Below are 19623 nucleotides of genomic sequence, written 5' to 3' on the forward strand. Positions count from 1 at the left end.
CGGGCTCAGAGGGCGTCGCCCAGGATCTCGGCGACCTGGGGGATGTCCTTGTCGCCGCGGCCGGAGAGGTTGACGACCATCAGGTGGTCGCGCGGCAGGCTGGGGGCGAGCTCCTTGACCTTGGCGAGCGCGTGGGCGGGCTCGAGGGCCGGGATGATGCCCTCCATCAGCGAGCAGAGCCGGAACGCCTCCAGGGTCTCCGTATCGGTCGCCGACAGGTAGGTGACGCGGCCCATCTCGTGCAGCCAGGCGTGCTCGGGACCGATGCCCGGATAGTCGAGGCCCGCCGAGATCGAGTGGGCGTCGGCGATCTGGCCGTCGCCGTCCATCAGCAGGTAGGTGCGGTTGCCGTGCAGCACCCCCGGCTTGCCGCCGGTGAGGGAGGCCGCGTGCAGGCCGCTCGATACGCCGTGCCCGGCCGCCTCGACGCCGTAGATCGCGACCTCGCGGTCGTCGAGGAAGGGATGGAACAGCCCCATGGCGTTCGAGCCGCCGCCGATGCAGGCGACGAGGGAGTCCGGCAGGCGGCCTTCCATCTCCAGCATCTGCGCCTTAGTCTCGATGCCGATGATCGACTGGAAGTCGCGCACCATCGCCGGGTAGGGATGCGGGCCCGCCACCGTGCCGATGCAGTAGAAGGTGTCGGCGACGTTGGTGACCCAGTCGCGCAGGGCCTCGTTCATCGCGTCCTTGAGGGTGCGGGTGCCGGATTCGACCGGCACCACCTCGGCGCCGAGCATCTTCATCCGGAAGACGTTCGGCTTCTGCCGCTCGACGTCGACGGCGCCCATGTAGACGACGCATTTGAGGCCGAACCGGGCGCAGAGCGTCGCGGTGGCGACGCCGTGCTGGCCCGCTCCCGTCTCGGCGATGATCCGCGGCTTGCCCATGCGCCGGGCGAGCAGGATCTGGCCCAGCACGTTGTTCACCTTGTGCGAGCCGGTGTGGTTCAGCTCCTCGCGCTTGAAGTAGATCTTCGCGCCGCCGAGGTGCTCGGACAGCCGCTCGGCATGGTAGAGCGGGCTCGGCCGGCCGACATAATGCGTGAGGTAGGAGGTCATCTCGGCCTGGAAGGCCGGATCGGCCTTGGCCGCCGCATAGGCCTCCTCCAGGGCGAGGATGTTCGGCATCAGGGTCTCGGCCACGAAGCGGCCGCCGAAGATGCCGAAGCGGCCGCGCTCGTCGGGGCCGGTGCGGAACGAGTTCGGATTCTGGGGAGCGGTCACGGCGGGAGCTCTGCCTCTGGAAGGATTCGCGAAAGAACTGTGTCGGCGGGGCTTACGCCCTTCGCGCCGCAGGGGCAATTTCCGGTGCGGTCGCACCCCCGACGGCACGCGCGGCGGCTTTCGCGGTGCCTGCGGCAGCCTTGGCTGCCGCCACGAAGGCGGCGATGCGGTCCGGATCCTTGTGGCCGGGGCGCGATTCGACACCCGACGAGACGTCGACCGCCTGGGCGGCGGTCACCGCGAGAGCTCCGGCGACGGTCTCGGGGGTGAGGCCGCCGGAGAGCATGAACGGCTGGTCGCGGCCGGCCCCGGCCAGCAGCGACCAGTCGAAGGCGTGGCCGTTGCCGCCGGGCAGGATCGCGTCAGGCGCGGGCTTGGCGTCGAAGAGCAGCCGGTCGGCGATCGCCGCGTAGCGGGCGGCGCGGGCAAGATCCTCGGCGGTGGCGATGCCGAGGGCCTTCATCACCGGGCGGCCGGTGCGGGCCTTCACCTGGGCGACCCGCTCCGGGCTCTCGGCGCCGTGGAGCTGCAGCCAGTCCGGATCGAGGGCCGCGATCACCGCCTCGATCAGGGCGTCGTCGGGATCGACCAGCAGCGCGACGCGCAAGGCCCGCCCCCGCGCCTGCCGCGACAGGGCGGCGCCGAGGGTGAGATCGACGTGGCGCGGGCTCTTTTGGAAATGGACGAGGCCGATCAGGTCGGCGCCGGCGGCGAGCGACGCGTCCAGGGTCTCAGGGGTGCTGAGGCCGCAGATCTTGACGAGGATGGGAGCGGTCGACATCCGCTCCCTATACGCCGATCCGCTTCCGCCCGCACGTGAAACGGGCGTTCAGGACGGCCGCGTCAGGCTCTCCCACACGCATGCGGCGGCGGCGAGGTCCTCGATCGCGGCGCCGACCGACTTGAACACCGTGATGGCCTCGGGGCTTTGCCGCCCCGGCGCCTCGCCGCGGCACAGGGCCGCGAGGTCGCCCGTCACGGCATCCGGCGCGAGCGCGCCGGACTGGATCGCCACCGCCACGTCGCCGCCCTTCTTCAAGGCGTCTTGCGTGTCGACGTAGACCGGCCCGCGCAGGAGGGCCGCGTCGTCGGCCTCGCGCATCGCCGGCGTGAAGGCGCCGACGAGGTCGAGATGGGTGCCGGGCCGCAGCCAGGCGCCGCGCACCAGCGGCTCGGTCGAGAGGGTGGCGCAGGACACCAGATCCGCCTGCCCCACCGCCGCCGCGAGGTCGGTGACCGGATAGGCCGGGATGCCCTCGGCGGCCAGGATCGCGGCGAGGCGCTGGGCGCCTTCCGGCCGGCGGTTCCAGATCGCGACATCGCGGATTGGCCGGATGGCGGCATGCGCCCGCACGAGCGCGGGGGCGAGCGCACCGGCCCCCACCATCACCATCCGGGCGGCGTCGGGCCGCGCGAGGTGGCGGGCGGCGAGCGCCGAGGCGGCGGCGGTGCGCCAGAGCGTCAGGCGGGCGCCGTCGAGGAGGGCAAGCGGCCGGCCGTCGCGTCCGTCGCAGAGCAGGACCCCGCCCTGGATCGTGTCGAGCCCCCGGGCCGGGTTGCCCGGGAACAGGGTCAGGATCTTGACCCCGACATAATCGGCCGTCCAGGCCGGCATCAGCAGCAGCGAGGCCCCGTCGGGCGCGGTCTCGATCGCGTGGTGGTGGCGCGTCGGCGCCGTCGCGCCGGCCCGGAAGGCGACGCTGAGGGCGTCGATCATCCGCAGCGGGGTCAGCGCCGCGTCGATCTCGGCCTCGCCGATCAGCCGCATCTCAGGCGCGGCTGATCGGGGCCGGCAGGGCGGTACGGCCGACCGTGGCGCTGCTCGGAGAGGCCTGGCGCAGGCGCTCGGCCTCGTGGCGCAGGCGGGCGAGCTCGCGGCCCTTGGCGCGGCGGTCGCGGCGGGTATCGCCCTGGCCGAGCCAGGAGCCGACGCCGCCGACCACGATGCCCAGGGCGACCGCGGCGAAGATCAGCGCGTAGAGCGGCATCGGCAGGCTGAAGGCCGGCGTGCCGTCGGTGAACGGATCGAAGGACAGCATCACCGGCTGGCGGTTGGCCACCGCCAGCAGCACGACCACGATCGCAATGGGCAGCAGGATCAGGCCTTTGAGGAAGCGGATCATCGGGAAACCCGGTCTTTCGTCGGTGATGCGGGAAGGGAGCGGGACCGCCGGACGGAGCCCCGGAGAAGAAAGTGTAACGCGCGGCAGCCGGGAGGCCAGTGCCGACCTCGCACGGGGCCGACCTTGCGTCAGCTCGCGGCGGCCTCGGCCCGGCTCGGCTCGTCGGCGCCGATCCCGGCGGCGTTCAGGCGCAGGCGCATCTCCTTGCCGGTCTTGAAGACCGGGATCGCCTTCTCGGCCACCGCCACGGCGGCACCCGTGCGCGGGTTGCGGCCGCGCCGCGCCTCCCGGCGCTTGACCGAAAAGGCGCCGAAGCCGCGCAGCTCGACCCGGTCGCCCCGGGCGAGCGCGTCCGCGATCGTGTCCAGGATGGCGTTGACGATGTTCTCGACGTCGCGCTGATACAGGTGCGGGTTCTGCTCGGCGATCTTGAGCACCAGCTCGGACTTGATCATGGGCGGTATGGTCTCGAGAAAGGCGGGGCCGGCGGGACGATGGCGCGGGAGGGGTCTTTTTAAGGGCGCCAGACCGCGAGCAGGCCGCCCTGCGTCAGGCTGGCCGTCTCGTCGCCGGCCTGCCGCAGCCGGGCGGCGAGGTCGTCGTAGCCGAGAAGGCCCGCGCCGGCGGCCGCGGCCGAGAACAGGCCGAAGCGGCTGTCGGAGCGCGGCTTCCAGTCCCGCACCGGCAGGTTCTTCGCCACGCCCTTCTCGCGCTCGAGCCAGGCGACGGCCTGGCGCTCGCTGCCGGTCTCGTCGATCAGGCCGAGGGGCACGCTCTGGCGGCCGCTGAACACGCGCCCGTCGGCCACCACCTTGATCTGGTCGGGATTCATCTTGCGGCGCTCGGCCACCAGGTCCTTGAACCAGCCATAGGTGTCGCCGACGATCGCCTGGAGCGCCGCGCGGGCCTCCGGCGGGGTCGGGTGGAAGCCGCTCGGCTCGGCCTTGAGCGGCGAGGACTTCACCTCGTCGACCTTGACCCCGACCTTGTCGAGGAGGCCCGACACCTCCGGGTACTGGAACAGCACGCCGATCGAGCCGACGAGGCTGGTCTCGCGGGCGACGATGTGGTCGGCGGCGATCGCCGTGATGTAGGCGCCCGACGCCGCGGTGCCGTCGACGAAGGCGACGATCGGCTTCTTCTCGGCCAGCGCGCGAAGATTGCGAAAGAGTTCTTCCGAGCCGGTGGTGGTACCGCCCGGCGAGTTGATCGAGACGACGACGCCCGAGACCGCGCTCGAATCACCGACGCGCTTCATCAGCTCGCGGGTCTTCTCGCTGCCGGCGATGAAGCCGTCGATGCTGATGCGGGCGATCTGCGGCGTGACGGCGGAGAGCCCCCTGCCCCCGGCCGCCCGCCAGCCGACGGCGCCGGCGGCGACGATCAGTGCCCCGACCCCGATCGCCCGCCACACCGACAGCTTCCGGCGTAAGGACCGCCGGTCGAGGAGAAGTTCGGCATCGATGGCCATGCGGCGCCCGTATCCTGGTCTGACCCTGGAAGGCCGCCCCGCCCGCAGGGTGTTCCCTGCAAGTCATTGGCGTGCCTCGCTCCCGGGCTGTTCTACCCCCGGCCGTCGCGCAGCGGCAAGACCGGTTTTGCGGGCATGCCCCTCCCCGATCGCGGTAAGCCGGACATGCGGACGCCCGCGCAGGGGGTGTCCCCGCGCGGGCGTCCGGTCTCGTTCGGGGTGTCCGGGCCTCGCGGCCCGGACGGATCCCTTACTTCTTGTCGGCCTGACGGGCCTTGAGGGCCGCGCCGAGGATGTCGCCGAGCGAGGCGCCCGAATCGGCGGAGCCGAACTGGGCGATCGCCTCCTTCTCCTCGGCCATCTCGAGGGCCTTGATCGAGAGCTGGACGCGGCGGGCCTTGCGGTCGAACTGCGTCACCCGCGCATCGAGCTTCTCGCCGGCGGCGAAGCGCTCGGGGCGCTGGTCGTTGCGCTCGCGGGCGAGGTCGGCCCGGCGGATGAAGGCCTGGAGGTCGGAATCGACGATCTTGACCTCGATGCCCGAATCCTTGACCTCGAGCACCTCGCAGGTGACGACCTGGTTCTTGCGGATGCCGTCACCGGCATCGGCGAAGGGGTCGCCGGCGAGCTGCTTGATGCCGAGCGAGATGCGCTCCTTCTCGACGTCGACGTCGAGAACCTGGGCGCGCACCACGTCGCCCTTCTTGAACTCGTCGATGACCTGCTCGCCCGGACGGTTCCAGTCGAGGTCCGAGAGGTGGACCATGCCGTCGACGTCGCCCTCGAGGCCGATGAACAGACCGAACTCGGTCTTGTTCTTGACCTCGCCCTCGACCTCGGTGCCGGCCGGGTGCTTCTCGGAGAAGGCCTCCCACGGGTTCTGCAGGGTCTGCTTGAGACCGAGCGAGATGCGGCGCTTGACCGGATCGACTTCGAGGATCTGGACCTCGACCTCCTGGGAGGTGGAGACGATCTTGCCCGGATGGACGTTCTTCTTGGTCCAGCTCATCTCCGAGACGTGGATCAGGCCCTCGATCCCCGGCTCCAGCTCCACGAAGGCGCCGTAGTCGGTGATGTTGGTCACGCGGCCCTTGAGCTTGGCGTCGACCGGGTAGCGGGCGGCGATGCCCTCCCACGGATCGGCGAGCAGCTGCTTGATGCCGAGCGAGATGCGGTGCGTCTCGTGGTTGATCTTGATGATCTTGACCTTGACGGTCTGGCCGATGTTGACCACCTCGGACGGGTGGTTGACGCGGCGCCACGCCATGTCGGTGACGTGCAGCAGACCGTCGATGCCGCCGAGGTCGACGAACGCACCGTACTCGGTGATGTTCTTGACCACGCCGTCGATGACCTGACCCTCTTCGAGGTTGGCCACCAGCTCGGAGCGCTGCTCGGCCCGGCTCTCCTCGAGCACGGTGCGGCGCGACACCACGATGTTGCCGCGGCGGCGATCCATCTTGAGGATCTGGAACGGCTGCGGCGTGCCCATCAGCGGGGTGACGTCGCGGACCGGACGGATGTCGACCTGCGAGCGCGGCAGGAACGCCACGGCGCCGTCGAGGTCGACGGTGTAGCCGCCCTTGACCTGGTTGAAGATCGTGCCGGAGACGCGCTCGTTGTTCTCGAACGCCTTCTCGAGCTTGACCCAGCTCTCCTCGCGGCGGGCCTTGTCGCGCGAGATGACGGCTTCACCGAGCGCGTTCTCGATGCGATCGACATAGACCTCGACCTCGTCGCCGACGGCGATCGGCTGGTCACGGCCGGGGCCCGTGAATTCCTTGAGGGCGACGCGGCCCTCGGTCTTCGCCCCGATATCGATGACGGCGACGTCCTTCTCGATCGCCACCACGCGGCCCTTGACCACGGAGCCTTCCGTGATCTCGTGCTCGCGGAACGACTCTTCCAGAAGGGCGGCGAAATCTTCGCGGCTCGACGAGGCGGCTTGCAAACCTGCGGACATCCATGCTCCTTTTCGTCCCGCCCTATCCGGGGGGACGGCGCCGGCGGCTCGTATCAACGGGCCGCTTCCGCCCGCCGGAGTTCCGGGGAGATCCCCGAAACCGCCGCTCCCCAAAACGTGAAGGGGCGCGGGCCGGCGCATGATCGACGGGCAGAAACGTGTACTCCGAAGGTCCCGGCCGGGGCGCGGTGCGGACGGGCGCGAGGCCCGGCACGCGGCATCCCGGCATGGGACGACCGGAGTTGCGGCCGATACACGAAAATCGAACTCCCGGCAAGGCGTTGCGGGGCGGGGCGCGGCAACCTGACGGTGAACTGGCGGCTTGCCGACACGCGCGGGTCCGGGTTACCCATCCCTAGCCTTAAATCATTCTCATGTTCGGGCGTGGTGCGGGGCTTTCGATGCTTCGGCCCGCGGGACGCGTCCCGGGGCGGAGCGTCCAAGATGCATGAACGCACGCCGCATGCACGGCGTGAGGGAGGAGTGCGGCGCCGTCCGGTCCGGGGGCCGGGGCGCCGAGACCGCAATCGACGAGAGGGAGGCGGCGTCGCGACCGGAATCGTGTCCGCGGGGCGCCGGAGAAGCCTCCCGAAGCCGGAGGGCGACGATGATCAATCTCAACGTGAACGGTGAGGAGCGCCGGTTCGACGGCGATCCCGAGATGCCGCTGCTCTGGTACCTGCGGGACGAGCTCGGCCTGACGGGTACCAAGTTCGGCTGCGGCGTCGCGGCCTGCGGCGCCTGCACCATCCATGTCGGCGGCACCGCGATGCGGGCCTGCCAGACTCCGGTCTCGGCCGCCGACGGCCAGCCGGTCGTGACGATCGAGGGCCTGTCGCCGGACGGCAACCACCCGGTCCAGGCCGCCTGGCGCGACCTCAACGTGGCGCAGTGCGGCTATTGCCAGACCGGTCAGATCATGCAGGCGGCGGCGCTCCTCAAGGAGACCCCGAAGCCGACCGACGCCGACATCGACAACCAGATGAGCGGCAACCTCTGCCGCTGCGGCACCTATCCGCGCATCCGCGCCGCCATCAAGCAGGCGGCGGGGCTGACCCCGAAGGCCGGCCAGGGAGATCGCCTGTGATTCACGACCTCTCCTCCCTCCTCAAGGCCGCCCCGGCCGACGAGCCGGACTCCCTCGTCGCCAAGGTCTCGCCCGGCCAGCTCAGCCGCCGCGGCCTCATCGCCGGGGCCGGCGCCCTGGTGCTCGCCCTGTCGCTCAAACCCCAGGGCGCGCTCGCCGCCGACCCGCCGAAATTCGGCGCCGACGGCATGCCGCATGGCTGGCGCGACGATCCGACCCTGTTCGTGGCGATCGCGCCGGACGGCACCGTGACGGTGACCTGCACCCGCTCGGAGATGGGCCAGGGCGTGCGCACCTCGGTCGCCTTCGTGGTCGCCGACGAGCTCGACGCCGACTGGGCCAAGGTCAAGGTCGCCCAGGCCCATGGCGACGAGGAGCGCTTCGGCAATCAGGACACCGACGGCTCGCGCTCGCTCCGGCACTTCTTCATGCCGCTGCGCCGCGCCGGCGCCGCCGCCCGCGCCATGCTGGTCGCGGCCGCCGCCAAGCAGTGGAACGTGCCGGCCTCCGAGGTCACGACGGAGAACCACGCCCTCGTCCACGCCAAGTCCGGCCGCCGGATCGGCTTCGGCGAGGTCGCCCAGGCGGCAGCCGGCATGCCGGTGCCCGACCGCGCGACGGTGACGCTCAAGGACTCGTCGGCCTTCCGCTACATCGGCAAGGGCCGCGTCGGCCTCATCGACAATGTCGGCATCACCACCGGCAAGGCGCAGTACGGCCTCGACACCCGCCTCGACGGGATGCTCTACGCCGTGGTCGCCCGCCCGCCGGTCTTCGGCGGCAAGGTCAAGAGCTTCGACGAAGCCGCCGCCCTGAAGGTGCCGGGCGTCGTCAAGGTCGTGACCATCGATCCGCCGGCCCCTCCCTACGAGTTCATGCCGACCGGCGGCGTGGCGGTCATCGCCCGCAACACCTGGGCGGCGATCAAGGGCCGCGAGGCCCTCAAACCCACCTTCGAGGACGGCCCGAACGCGAGTTACGATTCGGACGCCTATCGGGCCACCCTGGAACAGGCCGTGCGCAAGCCCGGCAAGGTGGTGCGCCAGGAGGGCGACGTCGACGCGGCAATGAAGAAGGCGGTGAAGCGCCTGGAGGCCGAGTACTACATCCCCCACCTCGTCCAGGCCCCGATGGAGCCGCCGGCCGCGACCGTCCGGATCGCCAAGGACGGCACGATCGAGGCGTGGGGCTGCGTGCAGTCGCCCCAGGCCGCCCGCGACCGCATCGCCAAGCGCCTCGGCGTCGACCCGAAGACGATCACCGTCAACGTGACGCTGCTCGGCGGCGGCTTCGGCCGCAAGTCGAAGCCCGACTACTTCGTCGAGGCGGCGCTCTGCTCGAAGGCGATGGACGGCGCCCCGGTCAAGATGACCTGGACCCGCGAGGACGACCTCCACAACGGCTACTACCACACCGTCTCGGTGGAGCGCCTGGAGGCCGGCCTCGACGACAAGGGCATGCCGATCGCCTGGCTGCACCGCAGCGCGGCCCCGACCATCGGCTCGACCTTCGTCGCCGGCGCCAACGAGCAGATCCCGATCGAGCTCGGGATGGGCCTCGTCAACGTGCCGTTCTCCATCCCCAACATGCGGATGGAGAACCCGCCGGCGGATGCCCATGTCCGGATCGGCTGGTTCCGCTCGGTGTCGAACATCCCGCGCGCCTTCGCGGTGCAGTCCTTCATCGACGAACTGGCCCAGATGGCCGGCCGCGACCCGAAGGACTACCTCCTCGACGTGATCGGCCCGGCCCGGATCATCGATCCGGTCAAGATCGGCGATGCCTGGAACTACGGCGAGGATCCCTCGCGCTATCCCTTCGATACCGGGCGCCTGCGCAACGTGATCGAGGCGGTGGCCAAGGGCGCCGGCTGGGGCCGCAAGGTGGACAAGGGCCGTGGCCTCGGCATCGCGGCGCATTACAGCTTCGTGACCTACACCGCCGCCGTCGCCGAGGTCGAGGTGTCGCCGAAGGGCGAGGTCACCGTCCAGCGGGTCGACATCGCCATCGACAGCGGCCAGCAGGTCAACCCGGAGCGGGTGCGCTCGCAGCTCGAGGGCGCGGTGGTGATGGGCATGGGCCTCGCGCTCACCGCCCAGATCACCTTCAAGAACGGCCGCGCCGTCCAGGACAACTACGACACCTACGAGCTGACCCGGATCAACGAGGCGCCCAAGATCATCAACGTGCACCTCGTGCAGGGCGGGTCCTGGGACAAGCCGCTCGGCGGCGTCGGCGAGCCCGGCGTGCCGCCGGTGGCGCCGGCCATCGCCAACGCGATCTTCGCGGCGACCGGCCGGCGCATCCGCCAGCTGCCGATGCGCGACAAGCTGAGCGCGTGAGCGAAGACCCCGCGGGGCAGCGCGCCCCGCGGGGTCTTGGTCTGACGCAAGACGTACGAAGCAATCTAATCTCGGTTTGAGCGCTTTCCCCTCAAAGGTAGCGCGCCTCTCCTCCCCCTTGTGGGGAGGAGCCGGAGGTGGGGGTGGTGCCAGATAAGGCTCAGCGGTGCCTTCTGCACCACCCCCACCCCTAGCCCCTCCCCACAACTTGCAGCGATACCGGGCAAGCCCGGGATCGCCGGGGGAGGGGAAAGCGCGCATATTTACAGAGGGTTAGCTCTCGAAGGAGAAGCGTGAATCCGCTAGCCCGAGTGGGAGAGGGGTAGGGGTGAGGGTGACACGCTTCCGAGTAACGCTCCGGATGTCACGCTGCCCGCGCGACGCTCAGTGCTTGATCTTGAAGCGTGTCACCCTCACCCCCAACCCCTCTCCCACCCGGGAGAGGGGAGTCGCGCCTGCTTTTTCCGGTCCGTCTCTCACTCTCGCCGGAACCCCCGCCCACGGGCCGGTGTTCGCGGAGCGGAGCCCTTCGCGCCAAGGTTCAATGATTGGCGCGATTCAACGACAGGGAGAGACGCCATGAAGCTCATCCTCGCCGCCGGCCTCATCGCCGGTCTCGCCGGTCCGGCGCTGGCCGGCGCCTGCGGCACCGAGATCGACGCCCTCGAACCGCGCCTCGACGCGAAGGGCCGCGAGACCATTGCGGCGTCGAGCGGCGGCAAGGAGGTGGCGTCGCGCCGCGAGGCCCAGGCCGAGGCGGCGACCGAGAAGGGCACCAGCCCCTCCGCTCTCCCCAAGGGCCCGGCCCCCGGCTCGGCCGAGACGCAGGCCACCGCCGACGTCGCCAAGGCGAGCGGCGGCGGCACCGGCGTGATGGAGGCCCGCGCCAGCCTCAACCGCGCCCGCGAGCTCGACAAGAAGGGCGACGAGGCCGGCTGCATGAAGGCGGTGTCCGACGCCAAGGAGCAGATGGACAAGTCGTGATCCCGGGTCGGGTTTAATCCCGACCGCGAGGTGAGGCAGCGCACATCGCGGGCCGGGCCGCCGGCCCCGCCCCTGGTCTGTTGCACTGCAGCGCCCACATCTCACCCGCATCGCCCGGCCCTTGAAGCCGGGCTCGATCCGGAGATTTCCGACAGTGCCTTCCCTGTTCGACCCGATCCAGCTCGGCGCCATCCAGGCTCCGAACCGCATCCTGATGGCCCCGCTGACCCGCGGCCGCGCCTCGCGGACCCACGTGCCGACCCCGATCATGGCGGAGTATTACCGCCAGCGCGCCGGGGCCGGCCTGATCATCAGCGAGGCGACCGGCATCTCGCAGGAAGGCACCGGCTGGCCCTTCGCCCCGGGCCTGTGGGCGCCTGAGCAGGTCGAGGCCTGGAAGCCGGTGGTCGCCGCGGTGCACGAGGCCGGCGGCCGCATCGTCGCGCAGCTCTGGCACATGGGCCGGGTGGTGCACCCGGACTTCCTCGGCGGGCAGGCCCCGGTCTCGGCCTCCGCCACCACGGCGCCCGACCAGGCCCACACCTACGAGGGCAAGAAGCCCTATGCCGAGGCACGGCCCTTGCGCGAGGACGAGATCCCGCGGCTCTTGGCGGATTACGCCAAGGCCGCCCGCAACGCGGTCGAGGCCGGCTTCGACGGGGTGCAGATCCACGCCGCGAACGGCTACCTGATCGACCAGTTCCTGCGCTCGGGCACCAACCTGCGCCAGGACCGCTACGGCGGCTCGGTCGAGAACCGCATCCGGCTCCTCGCCGAGGTCGCCCGCACCGTCGCCGACACGATCGGAGCCGACCGCACCGGCGTGCGCCTGTCGCCGAACGAGCCGATCCAGGGCGTCGACGATCCCGAGCCCGAGACCCTGTTCCCGGCCGCCGCCGCCGCGCTCTCGCAGATCGGCGTCGCCTTCCTGGAACTGCGCGAGCCCGGCCCGAACGGCACCTTCGGCAAGGCCGCCCGCCCGGCCGTGGCGCCCGCCATCAAGGCCGCCTTCCGCGGTCCCCTGGTGCTGAACTCCGACTACGACGGCCCGAAGGGCCAGGCCGCCCTCGACGAGGGCCGCGCCGACGCGATCGCCTTCGGCCGCACCTTCATCGCCAATCCGGACCTGCCGGAGCGGATCGCCAAGGGCGCAGCCCTCAACAAGGACAATTACAAGACCTGGTACAGCCAGGGTCCGGAGGGCTACATCGACTATCCGGCGCTCGAACAGGGTGCCCGATAGTCCGAATTGTCGCAGAGCAATCACGCAAACGGGTCGCCCGGACCGCCGTCCGGGCGACCCTCTCCGCACGAGGGGGCCATAACTCGATCGCGATCGATTTGCCTACAACGTAAGTGACGGAAGAGGACGTCGTTCCAACTCTTTTGTTAGATCATGAAATAGTTCGAATCGCTCCAGAACAAAATATTTACATTTGGTTACCGTCACGGCTAAGCTCCGCGCCCGTTCCGCCGGAACGAGGATGCGCGGAGCTCGACATGATGCGTCTGTCCTGCGGTTGCAGGCCCTCTGAGGCAGGATCGTGCTACGAGGCGGGGCCGACGTCGTGCAGCGCGCGGCCGGACGTGCTCGACAGCATCAGGGCTCAGGTCGCGGCCGGTCGGGTTCTCTCGACGGGGGATGCCAGGCTGGCGACCCGGGCCGGGTGGCTCGGCAACAGGGCGGCCGCCCTCAGCGGCTTCAACGACGGCGTCGTCTACCCGCCGCCCGCCGAACAGGCGGCGCCGGCCGCGTTCGACGATCGGTCCGCCGAGCGTCTCCCCCGCCTGATCAAGCGCGACGGGATCACCCACCTCCATTGCCTGGTTCTGCTCGTCGACTTTTCCGACCTTCCGGGGAAAAGGTCGAAGGCCGAGTACGAGCGGCTTCTGTTCGATCCGGGCAATCCCGGTTCTCTACACAACTTTTATCGGGAGATGTCGTACGGGCGACTGCACATCACCGGGGAGGTGATCGACTGGCAGCGCGCGGCCCATCCCTCCGGCTATTACGCCGACGGCCAGAGTGGAACCGGCACCGGCTTCCCGCGGAACACGCCGGGTCTCCTCGACGAAACCTTGCAGCGCTACTGCACGGCCAACAGCCTGGAGCCGTTCGATCGCAACGGGGACGGCTTTCTCGACGGGCTGGTCCTCATCCATGCCGGCGGCGGCGCCGAGGCGGAACCGGATCCCGCGTTGCGCAAGGCGCGCATCTGGTCGCACAAGTGGACGCTGCCCCATCCCGTCACCCACGGCAAGGTGAGCGCCTACGCCTACTTCACCGCCCCGGAGGATGGCCGGCTCGGGGTGTTCGCCCACGAGTTCGGGCACTTCCTCGGGCTGCCGGACCTCTACGACACGAGCTATCGCGGCGCCGGCATCGGCGACCTGTGCCTGATGAGCGGCGGCTCCTGGGCCGGCGGCGGCCATCGCCCGGCCCGCATGTCGGCGTGGTGCCTGGTGGAACTGGGATGGGTCACGCCCGTGACGGTCACCGTCTCGTCGCGCGTCTCGCTCACGACGCTGGAACGCGATGCGACGGCGAGCATCCGCATCGACGGTCCTCCCGGCTCCCTCGAATACTTCCTGCTCGAGAACCGCCAGCGGGTCGGCCGTGACGACGCGCTGTTCGGTTCGGGCCTCGCGATCTGGCATATCGACGACAGTCAGGCCGACAACGCCAATCCGCGGATCTACCGGGTCGCGCTGATCCAGGCCGACGGTCTGCGCGATCTCCAGGCCGGTCGCAAACCAGCCGATCCGGCCGACCTGTTCCCGGGCACGGGCGGGGTCCGCGCGGTCGACGATCGCGGTGCCGCTCACCCGCATCTGCGCTGGAACGACGGGACCGCCAGCGGCCTCGCCCTCTCCGACATCACGGAACGGGACGGCCTGATCGTGGCGACCCTCACGATCGCTCCGGTCGCCACCGCTTGACGCGGGGGCCCGGCGGACGTCAAGGGCGCCGGGCCTTAACATCCTGAAGGACCTTGGCATCCTGGAGCACGACGCGCTCGCCTCCCGGACCGCCGAGGACGGACGCGGTCACCGTATAGGACTGGCCCGGCTTGACCGCTCCCAGATCCGCCGTGAACATCGTCACGGTGCTTCCTGCCGCGGCGCGGACGAAATCCGAGTAGCCGTCGGCCGGCTTGCTTGTCTCGACCGCGAACTCGACGGTGCCGCCCCAGCCGTCCGGTGCGGGGTCGACGCGCTGCGCCCGGCCTTCGATCACGGTCTTGTTCGGCATGACCTGCATGGGAACCTTCCGGAGGTTGCCTCAACGGACGATCCTAGCACGATTTCACGCAACGAGCCCCGTCCCGCGGAACCCGCAGCACTGTGGCGCGTCTCTATCCACTGGGACTTCGCGCAGCGGGAAGCCGGGCGCCCCTCTTGCGATGCACCATGATCCGGCTTGACGCGCGGCCCGGCGTTTGCGACCCCGCTCGCGCCTGCCCGGCGGGCGGGCGCCGTCCGTCGGACCGGACGGGCGGCATCATGGCGGCACGCGGAGACGACGCGCATGAGCAACCCGGGCAACACCCCTGCGACCTCCCAGGAGCCGAAGCAGCTCCTCCACCTGGTGTTCGGGGGCGAGCTGACCGACCTCGACAGCGTGACCTTCCGCGACCTCTCGAAGCTCGACGTGGTCGGCATCTTCCCCGACTATGCCAGCGCCGCCATGGCCTGGAAGGCGAAGGCGCAGCAGACCGTCGACAGCGCCCAGACCCGCTACTTCATCGTGCATCTCCACAAGCTCCTGCAGCCCTGAGGCGCATCCTCGCGGAGAGGCATGCAGTCACCGCGCATCCGAAAGCCGGTGACTTGCGCATTCCGGCGCACATGAAAGCATTGTGACGGTATCCCGGCACTGATAAGAGCCTCGCCCGTCACACACGAGAGCATCGTCGCGCGAGGGGCCCGCATTCGCGCGAATCTCGATGCGATCCTCCCCTCGCCCCGGCGCGCGCGGTCTCGACGAGAGCACCGTGCGGCAGCGCCGGGGCTCTTGGCGCGGGCCACGATGGAAGCACGATGAAATCCTCGATCAAGATCGTCGCCGGCAATGCGAGCCGCCCGCTGGCCGAGGCGATCGCGGCCTATCTCGAGAAGCCGCTGGCGGTCTGCTCGGTGCGCCGGTTCGCCGACATGGAGATCTTCGTCGAGCTCCAGGAGAACGTGCGCGGCGAGGACGTGTACATCGTCCAGTCGACCTCGTTCCCGGCCAACGATCACCTGATGGAACTGCTCATCATGATCGACGCCGCGCGGCGCTCCTCGGCGCGGCGGATCACCGCCGTGCTGCCCTATTTCGGCTATGCCCGCCAGGACCGGCGCACCTCGGGCCGCACCCCGATCTCGGCCAAGCTCGTGGCCAACCTCATCACCGAGGCCGGTGCCGACCGGGTGATGACCCTCGACCTGCATGCCGGCCAGATCCAGGGCTTCTTCGACATCCCGACCGACAACCTGTTCGCCGCCCCCGTGATGGTGCGCGACATCAAGGAGCGGATGGACCCGGCCGACATGATGGTGGTGTCGCCCGATGTCGGCGGCGTGGTCCGCGCCCGCGCGCTCGCCAAGCGCATCGACGCGCCGCTCGCCATCGTCGACAAGCGCCGCGACCGGCCCGGCGAATCGGAGGTGATGAACATCATCGGCGAGGTCGAGGGCCGCTCCTGCATCCTCGTCGACGACATCGTCGATTCCGGCGGCACGCTCGTCAACGCCGCCGAGGCCCTGCTCGCCAAGGGCGCCAAGGACGTCTCGGCCTACATCACCCACGGCGTGCTCTCGGGGGGCGCGGTGTCGCGCATCGCCTCCTCGAAACTCAAGGAGCTGGTGATCACCGATTCGATCCAGCCGACCGCCGCGGTCAAGCTCGCCCGCAACATCCGGGTCGTCACCATCGCGCCGCTGCTCGGCGAGGCGATCGGGCGCACCGCCGAAGAGTCGAGCGTCTCGAGCCTGTTCGTCTAAATAGAAACTGGCTCTACGGGTTTGATTTCGCACGCAAATCCAAGGCGCTCGATCTGCCGCACGAGCGCCTTGGCGCGGATGGTCGGGGCCGCCTTGCGGCCGTGATCAGGCCCGGGATCGACGTAAGCCGTGCCGGCCTTGAGCATGTGATAGATCGCGGTCAACATCGAAGCGGCGACCGCGCAGATCGCCTTCTTGGGGCCGCGCCGGCCGCGCAAGCGCTGGAACTGCGCCCTGATGTAGCTCGCCTTCTTGCGCACTCCGGCCCAGGCGGCCTGCACCAAGGCCGTCTTGAGCCAGGGCGCGCCCTTGCGCAGCCGCGTCGAGCGCCGCTTGCCCGCGCTCTCGTCGTTTCTCGGGCACAGCCCGGCCCAGGAGATCAGATGGCCGGCGGTCGGGAAGCGGCTCATGTCGGGGCCGATCTCGGAGAGGATCACCTGCGCGGTGAGGTCACTGATGCCCGGGATCGTCACCAGCAGCTTCACCGCTTCCCGGAAAGGGCCGAGGTCGCGCTCCACCTGCGCGTCGATCTCCGCGATCGCTCGCCCCAACCCGTCGTACTGGCGTAGATGCACACCGAGCAGGAAACGGTGGTGATCCCCGATCCGGCCCGTGAGCGCGGCCCGGATCGCCTCGGGCGCCGCCTTCACCCGCGGGCTGACCAGCGCCTGCAGCCCAGCCGGATCGCGCTCGCCCTTGACCAGCGCGTCGAGCACGGCGCGACCGGACTGGCCCATGATGTCGGTGAGCACCGAGGCGAGCTTGAGGTTGGCCTCCTCGAGGGTCTTCTGGATGCGCTGGACGTGGCTGGCCTGCTCGCGGACCAGTTGCTTGCGGGTGCGCAGCAGGTCGCGCATCGCCTGGGTCTGAGCCTCGGGCACGAAGCTGGCGCGGATCAGGCCGTGGGCGAGCAGGTCGGAGAGCCAAACCGCGTCGGCGACGTCGGTCTTGCGGCCGGGCACGTTCTTGACATGGGCGGCATTGGCCAGGATCAGGGTGCGGCTGTCGGCGTCGAGGACCTGCCAGACCGGGCGCCAGTAGATGCCGGTCGCCTCCATGGCGACATGGGTGCAGGCGTGCTCGTCGAGCCAGGCGGAGAGGTCGAGCAGAGCGGTCGTGGTGGTGGCAAACGTCCGCACCTCACGCTGAACCTCGCTGCTCTCGGCCAGACGGATGGCTGCGACGACGGTGTCCTTGTGAACATCGAGGGCGGCGCAGCGGGGGTAGAGGACCTCCATCACGATCTCCTTGCCGTCAGGCCGCCGGCGCAGGCTCCCGTGAGATCAAATCTAAATGACGCGCTCCGGGGCTGGCCCGAGGACCGGCCCGTGACGCAAGCGAGGGGACTGAAGAGGAGCCCGGATCCAACTGATACGCGGGGTCTGGCACACCAAAGACGAACCGATCTCTCCGCCGACGGCAAGTCCACTCTGCCATATGTTTCATCCGCAAGGGACCGCGAAGCCGGTGACGAACTGATACGAAATCCGGAAGATCACTTCCGGATTTCGTATCATCAGCCCGCGCGGCGCCTGAGCGGAGCCGCTTTCCGCATCGCGAAGCGATCAATCGGAAAGCGTATGACAAGCCCCTCGCCCGCCGCCCGGCCGGCGGCGGGCCGCCCCTTTCGAAGGGACGACACCCGACCCGCAGAGTCTTTCGACCGACCGCTTGGTCGCCCACTCGGCGGCCCTTTAGCCTGCGAAAGCGGTTTGCGCCGGGCCTGAGACGCGCCTATATATCGGGCGATTCCCTCACAGCGTGAGACAGGCCGTCCTGACCATCCCGGGACGCCGGCGGGGCCTCCCGGCTCCGCCCCGGGCGCCCTGTCGCCGGCGAGGGGCCCGTGTTTGTATTATGGCCGCTTCCCGGACGGGCGGCCGTCGCGCTCCCGAGGGAGCGCCCCGAGGAGGTGTGGTATGTCCCAGGGACCGTTGATGCCGAAGGCGACGGCCGTCTGGCTCGTCGAGAACACGTCGCTGTCCTTCGATCAGATCGCCGATTTCTGCAAGCTCCACCCCCTCGAGGTGAAGGGTATCGCCGACGGCGAGGTGGCGGCCGGCATCAAGGGCCTCGACCCGGTCTCGACCGGCCAGCTCACCCGCGAGGAGATCGAGCGGGCGCAGGTCAACCCGAACCACCGCATGAAGGTGGCGGTCTCGAAGGTGAAGCTGCCCGAGGTGAAGCGCACCAAGGGCCCGCGCTACACCCCGCTGTCGCGCCGCCAGGACCGGCCGAACGCCATCCTGTGGCTGCTGCGCAACCACCCGGAGCTGAAGGACGCGCAGGTGATGCGCCTCGTCGGCACCACCAAGTCGACGATCCAGCAGATCCGTGAGCGTACCCACTGGAATTCCGGCTCGCTGCAGCCGATGGACCCGGTGACCCTCGGCCTGTGCTCGCAGATCGACCTCGATTTCGAGGTCCAGCGCGCTGCCAAGGATCGTCCGCTGGTGGAATCCGCCGAGGGCGGCGCCACCCTGATGCCGCCCGAACTCTCGGTCCTGCCCGAGCCCGAGGATCACGACGCCGATCGCCGGCCCGGCCGCGGCGACGAGCGCCTCGATGCGGATTCGGTCTTCGCCCGCCTCAAGCCGATGCGGAAGGGCGGCGAGGACGAGGACGACGACGAGTATTGAGATCGGGGGAGCGGCCGTTCCGCGAGACGGGACGGCCGGTGCCCTCATGTGGATCGGGGCGGTGCGTGATCGCTGAGGCGATCGGGCAGCGCCCTTTTTTGTCCCGGTGCCGTTGTCCGCTGCCGGCGTCGCGCTCAAAGCCTGCTTGATCGATCCAACCGCTCGATCCCACCCGCGACCTCATCCTGAGGTGTTAGTCGATCGAAGATCGACTGACCTCGAAGGAGGGCTCCAGTGATCAATATGGTTCCTGGAGCCCTCCTTCGAGGCCCGGCCACCTTCGCCCCGCACCTCAGAGCTTTTTGAACAGTTTTTTCCGCTAAAATATTGATACAAGTTTCATTATTCTACCATCTCATACGATTTCCGATTGATCGCTTCGCGATGCGGAAAGCGGCTTCGCTCAGGCGTGTGAAGCCTACGGCTTCACCGCGCGGGCTGATGATACGCAATCCGGAAGCGATCTTCCGGATTGCGTATCACTCATCCTGAAAGCCTGTTTGAGTGGGCCGCTCCGATCCAAACTCTCCACGTCATCCTGGGGCTCGTCGAAGATGAGAACCCGGACCCGAAGGGGCGCGTAGCGCAATCCATACCCGCTGACGATGCAGGACCAGGCGGAGCGAGGTCCGACTTCTTCTGGAATCTCAGCGGATATGGATCCCGGGTTCCGCTACGCGGCCCCAGGGTGACATCGAGGGTTTCAATTCGGCCGGCTCAAACAGGCTCTGAGGTGCTGGCGATCGAAGATCGCTAAGCCTCGAAGGAAGCCTCCATATGCCTCTGCGATCCCTGGAGCCCT

General features: G+C 69.5%; 17 protein-coding genes. 8 read left to right on the forward strand and 9 right to left on the reverse strand.

The annotated features are described in order from the left end of the window. Positions 1-5: 5 nt before the first annotated feature. The 7 genes from trpB to rpsA all read right to left on the reverse strand — a co-directional run bounded on the left by trpB (position 6) and on the right by rpsA (position 6783). Positions 6-1226 (reverse strand): tryptophan synthase subunit beta, encoded by a 1221-nt coding sequence (gene trpB, locus HBB12_RS00640; RefSeq protein WP_236987568.1) that lies wholly within the window; start codon positions 1224-1226, stop codon positions 6-8. A 52-nt stretch (positions 1227-1278) separates the two neighbouring features. After that, entirely contained in the window at positions 1279-2007 is a 729-nt protein-coding gene (locus tag HBB12_RS00645) for a phosphoribosylanthranilate isomerase (protein WP_236987569.1), read from the reverse strand. 48 nt (positions 2008-2055) lie between these two features. After that, positions 2056-2994, reverse strand: coding sequence for a bifunctional Delta(1)-pyrroline-2-carboxylate/Delta(1)-piperideine-2-carboxylate reductase (gene lhpI / locus HBB12_RS00650; protein ID WP_236987570.1), 939 nt, complete (start codon positions 2992-2994; stop codon positions 2056-2058). A gap of 1 nt (position 2995) precedes the next feature. After that, positions 2996-3349, reverse strand: coding sequence for a LapA family protein (locus HBB12_RS00655; protein WP_236987571.1), 354 nt, complete (start codon positions 3347-3349; stop codon positions 2996-2998). 128 nt (positions 3350-3477) lie between these two features. Continuing rightward, complete coding sequence (ihfB, locus tag HBB12_RS00660; RefSeq protein WP_048433052.1) at positions 3478-3804, reverse strand: integration host factor subunit beta; 327 nt, start codon at positions 3802-3804, stop codon at positions 3478-3480. Positions 3805-3863: 59 nt separating this feature from the next. Further along, complete coding sequence (gene sppA / locus HBB12_RS00665; protein ID WP_236987572.1) at positions 3864-4820, reverse strand: signal peptide peptidase SppA; 957 nt, start codon at positions 4818-4820, stop codon at positions 3864-3866. Positions 4821-5070: 250 nt separating this feature from the next. Beyond that, positions 5071-6783 carry a 30S ribosomal protein S1 gene (gene rpsA, locus HBB12_RS00670; RefSeq protein ID WP_236987573.1) on the reverse strand — a complete coding sequence of 571 codons (1713 nt, stop codon included), beginning with the start codon at positions 6781-6783 and terminating at the stop codon, positions 5071-5073. A 607-nt stretch (positions 6784-7390) separates the two neighbouring features. On the opposite strand from rpsA, the gene HBB12_RS00675 reads away from it, so the two are divergent. From HBB12_RS00675 to HBB12_RS00695, 5 genes are all read left to right on the forward strand, one after another. Next, positions 7391-7870 carry a (2Fe-2S)-binding protein gene (locus HBB12_RS00675; protein ID WP_236987574.1) on the forward strand — a complete coding sequence of 160 codons (480 nt, stop codon included), beginning with the start codon at positions 7391-7393 and terminating at the stop codon, positions 7868-7870. Then, positions 7867-10212 (forward strand): xanthine dehydrogenase family protein molybdopterin-binding subunit, encoded by a 2346-nt coding sequence (locus HBB12_RS00680; protein ID WP_236987575.1) that lies wholly within the window; start codon positions 7867-7869, stop codon positions 10210-10212. Before HBB12_RS00675 ends, HBB12_RS00680 begins: the two co-directional genes overlap by 4 nt. A gap of 579 nt (positions 10213-10791) precedes the next feature. Further along, complete coding sequence (locus HBB12_RS00685) at positions 10792-11196, forward strand: hypothetical protein (protein ID WP_236987576.1); 405 nt, start codon at positions 10792-10794, stop codon at positions 11194-11196. Positions 11197-11350: 154 nt separating this feature from the next. Further along, positions 11351-12439 (forward strand): alkene reductase, encoded by a 1089-nt coding sequence (locus HBB12_RS00690; protein ID WP_236987577.1) that lies wholly within the window; start codon positions 11351-11353, stop codon positions 12437-12439. Between the two features lie 344 nt (positions 12440-12783). Then, positions 12784-14136, forward strand: a complete 1353-nt coding sequence (locus tag HBB12_RS00695; protein ID WP_236987578.1) for a M6 family metalloprotease domain-containing protein — start codon at positions 12784-12786, stop codon at positions 14134-14136. Between the two features lie 19 nt (positions 14137-14155). Here the strand turns inward: HBB12_RS00695 and HBB12_RS00700 are convergent, their stop codons facing one another. Continuing rightward, positions 14156-14458: a hypothetical protein gene (locus HBB12_RS00700; RefSeq protein ID WP_236987579.1), complete on the reverse strand. Its 303-nt coding sequence runs from the start codon at positions 14456-14458 to the stop codon at positions 14156-14158. Positions 14459-14725: 267 nt separating this feature from the next. Between HBB12_RS00700 and HBB12_RS00705 the strand changes: the two genes are divergently transcribed. Beyond that, the gene (locus HBB12_RS00705; RefSeq protein ID WP_236987580.1) at positions 14726-14974 is read left to right on the forward strand and encodes a DUF4170 domain-containing protein; all 249 of its coding nucleotides are present in this window, start codon (positions 14726-14728) and stop codon (positions 14972-14974) included. A 263-nt stretch (positions 14975-15237) separates the two neighbouring features. Beyond that, positions 15238-16182 (forward strand): ribose-phosphate pyrophosphokinase, encoded by a 945-nt coding sequence (locus HBB12_RS00710; protein ID WP_093568282.1) that lies wholly within the window; start codon positions 15238-15240, stop codon positions 16180-16182. Here HBB12_RS00710 and HBB12_RS00715 read toward each other — a convergent pair. Beyond that, entirely contained in the window at positions 16179-17420 is a 1242-nt protein-coding gene (locus tag HBB12_RS00715) for an IS110 family RNA-guided transposase (RefSeq protein ID WP_236987581.1), read from the reverse strand. The two genes, HBB12_RS00710 and HBB12_RS00715, sit on opposite strands and share 4 nt — an antisense overlap. 681 nt (positions 17421-18101) lie before the next feature. On the opposite strand from HBB12_RS00715, the gene HBB12_RS00720 reads away from it, so the two are divergent. Further along, positions 18102-18821 (forward strand): DUF1013 domain-containing protein, encoded by a 720-nt coding sequence (locus HBB12_RS00720; protein ID WP_236987582.1) that lies wholly within the window; start codon positions 18102-18104, stop codon positions 18819-18821. Positions 18822-19623 lie beyond the last annotated feature (802 nt).

Source organism: Methylobacterium sp. SyP6R (genome assembly GCF_019216885.1).
Classification (GTDB): Bacteria; Pseudomonadota; Alphaproteobacteria; order Rhizobiales; family Beijerinckiaceae; genus Methylobacterium.

Bases quoted from the DNA above. Each gene is read 5' to 3' on its own strand.
- HBB12_RS00645 (WP_236987569.1), bottom strand. From the start codon at position 2,007: ATGTCGACCGCTCCCATCCTCGTCAAGATCTGCGGCCTCAGCACCCCT.
- lhpI (WP_236987570.1), bottom strand. From the start codon at position 2,994: ATGCGGCTGATCGGCGAGGCCGAGATCGACGCGGCGCTGACCCCGCTG.
- HBB12_RS00655 (WP_236987571.1), bottom strand. From the start codon at position 3,349: ATGATCCGCTTCCTCAAAGGCCTGATCCTGCTGCCCATTGCGATCGTG.
- ihfB (WP_048433052.1), bottom strand. From the start codon at position 3,804: ATGATCAAGTCCGAGCTGGTGCTCAAGATCGCCGAGCAGAACCCGCAC.
- sppA (WP_236987572.1), bottom strand. From the start codon at position 4,820: ATGGCCATCGATGCCGAACTTCTCCTCGACCGGCGGTCCTTACGCCGG.
- rpsA (WP_236987573.1), bottom strand. From the start codon at position 6,783: ATGTCCGCAGGTTTGCAAGCCGCCTCGTCGAGCCGCGAAGATTTCGCC.
- HBB12_RS00675 (WP_236987574.1), top strand. From the start codon at position 7,391: ATGATCAATCTCAACGTGAACGGTGAGGAGCGCCGGTTCGACGGCGAT.
- HBB12_RS00685 (WP_236987576.1), top strand. From the start codon at position 10,792: ATGAAGCTCATCCTCGCCGCCGGCCTCATCGCCGGTCTCGCCGGTCCG.
- HBB12_RS00700 (WP_236987579.1), bottom strand. From the start codon at position 14,458: ATGCAGGTCATGCCGAACAAGACCGTGATCGAAGGCCGGGCGCAGCGC.
- HBB12_RS00705 (WP_236987580.1), top strand. From the start codon at position 14,726: ATGAGCAACCCGGGCAACACCCCTGCGACCTCCCAGGAGCCGAAGCAG.
- HBB12_RS00710 (WP_093568282.1), top strand. From the start codon at position 15,238: ATGAAATCCTCGATCAAGATCGTCGCCGGCAATGCGAGCCGCCCGCTG.
- HBB12_RS00715 (WP_236987581.1), bottom strand. From the start codon at position 17,420: ATGGAGGTCCTCTACCCCCGCTGCGCCGCCCTCGATGTTCACAAGGAC.
- HBB12_RS00720 (WP_236987582.1), top strand. From the start codon at position 18,102: ATGTCCCAGGGACCGTTGATGCCGAAGGCGACGGCCGTCTGGCTCGTC.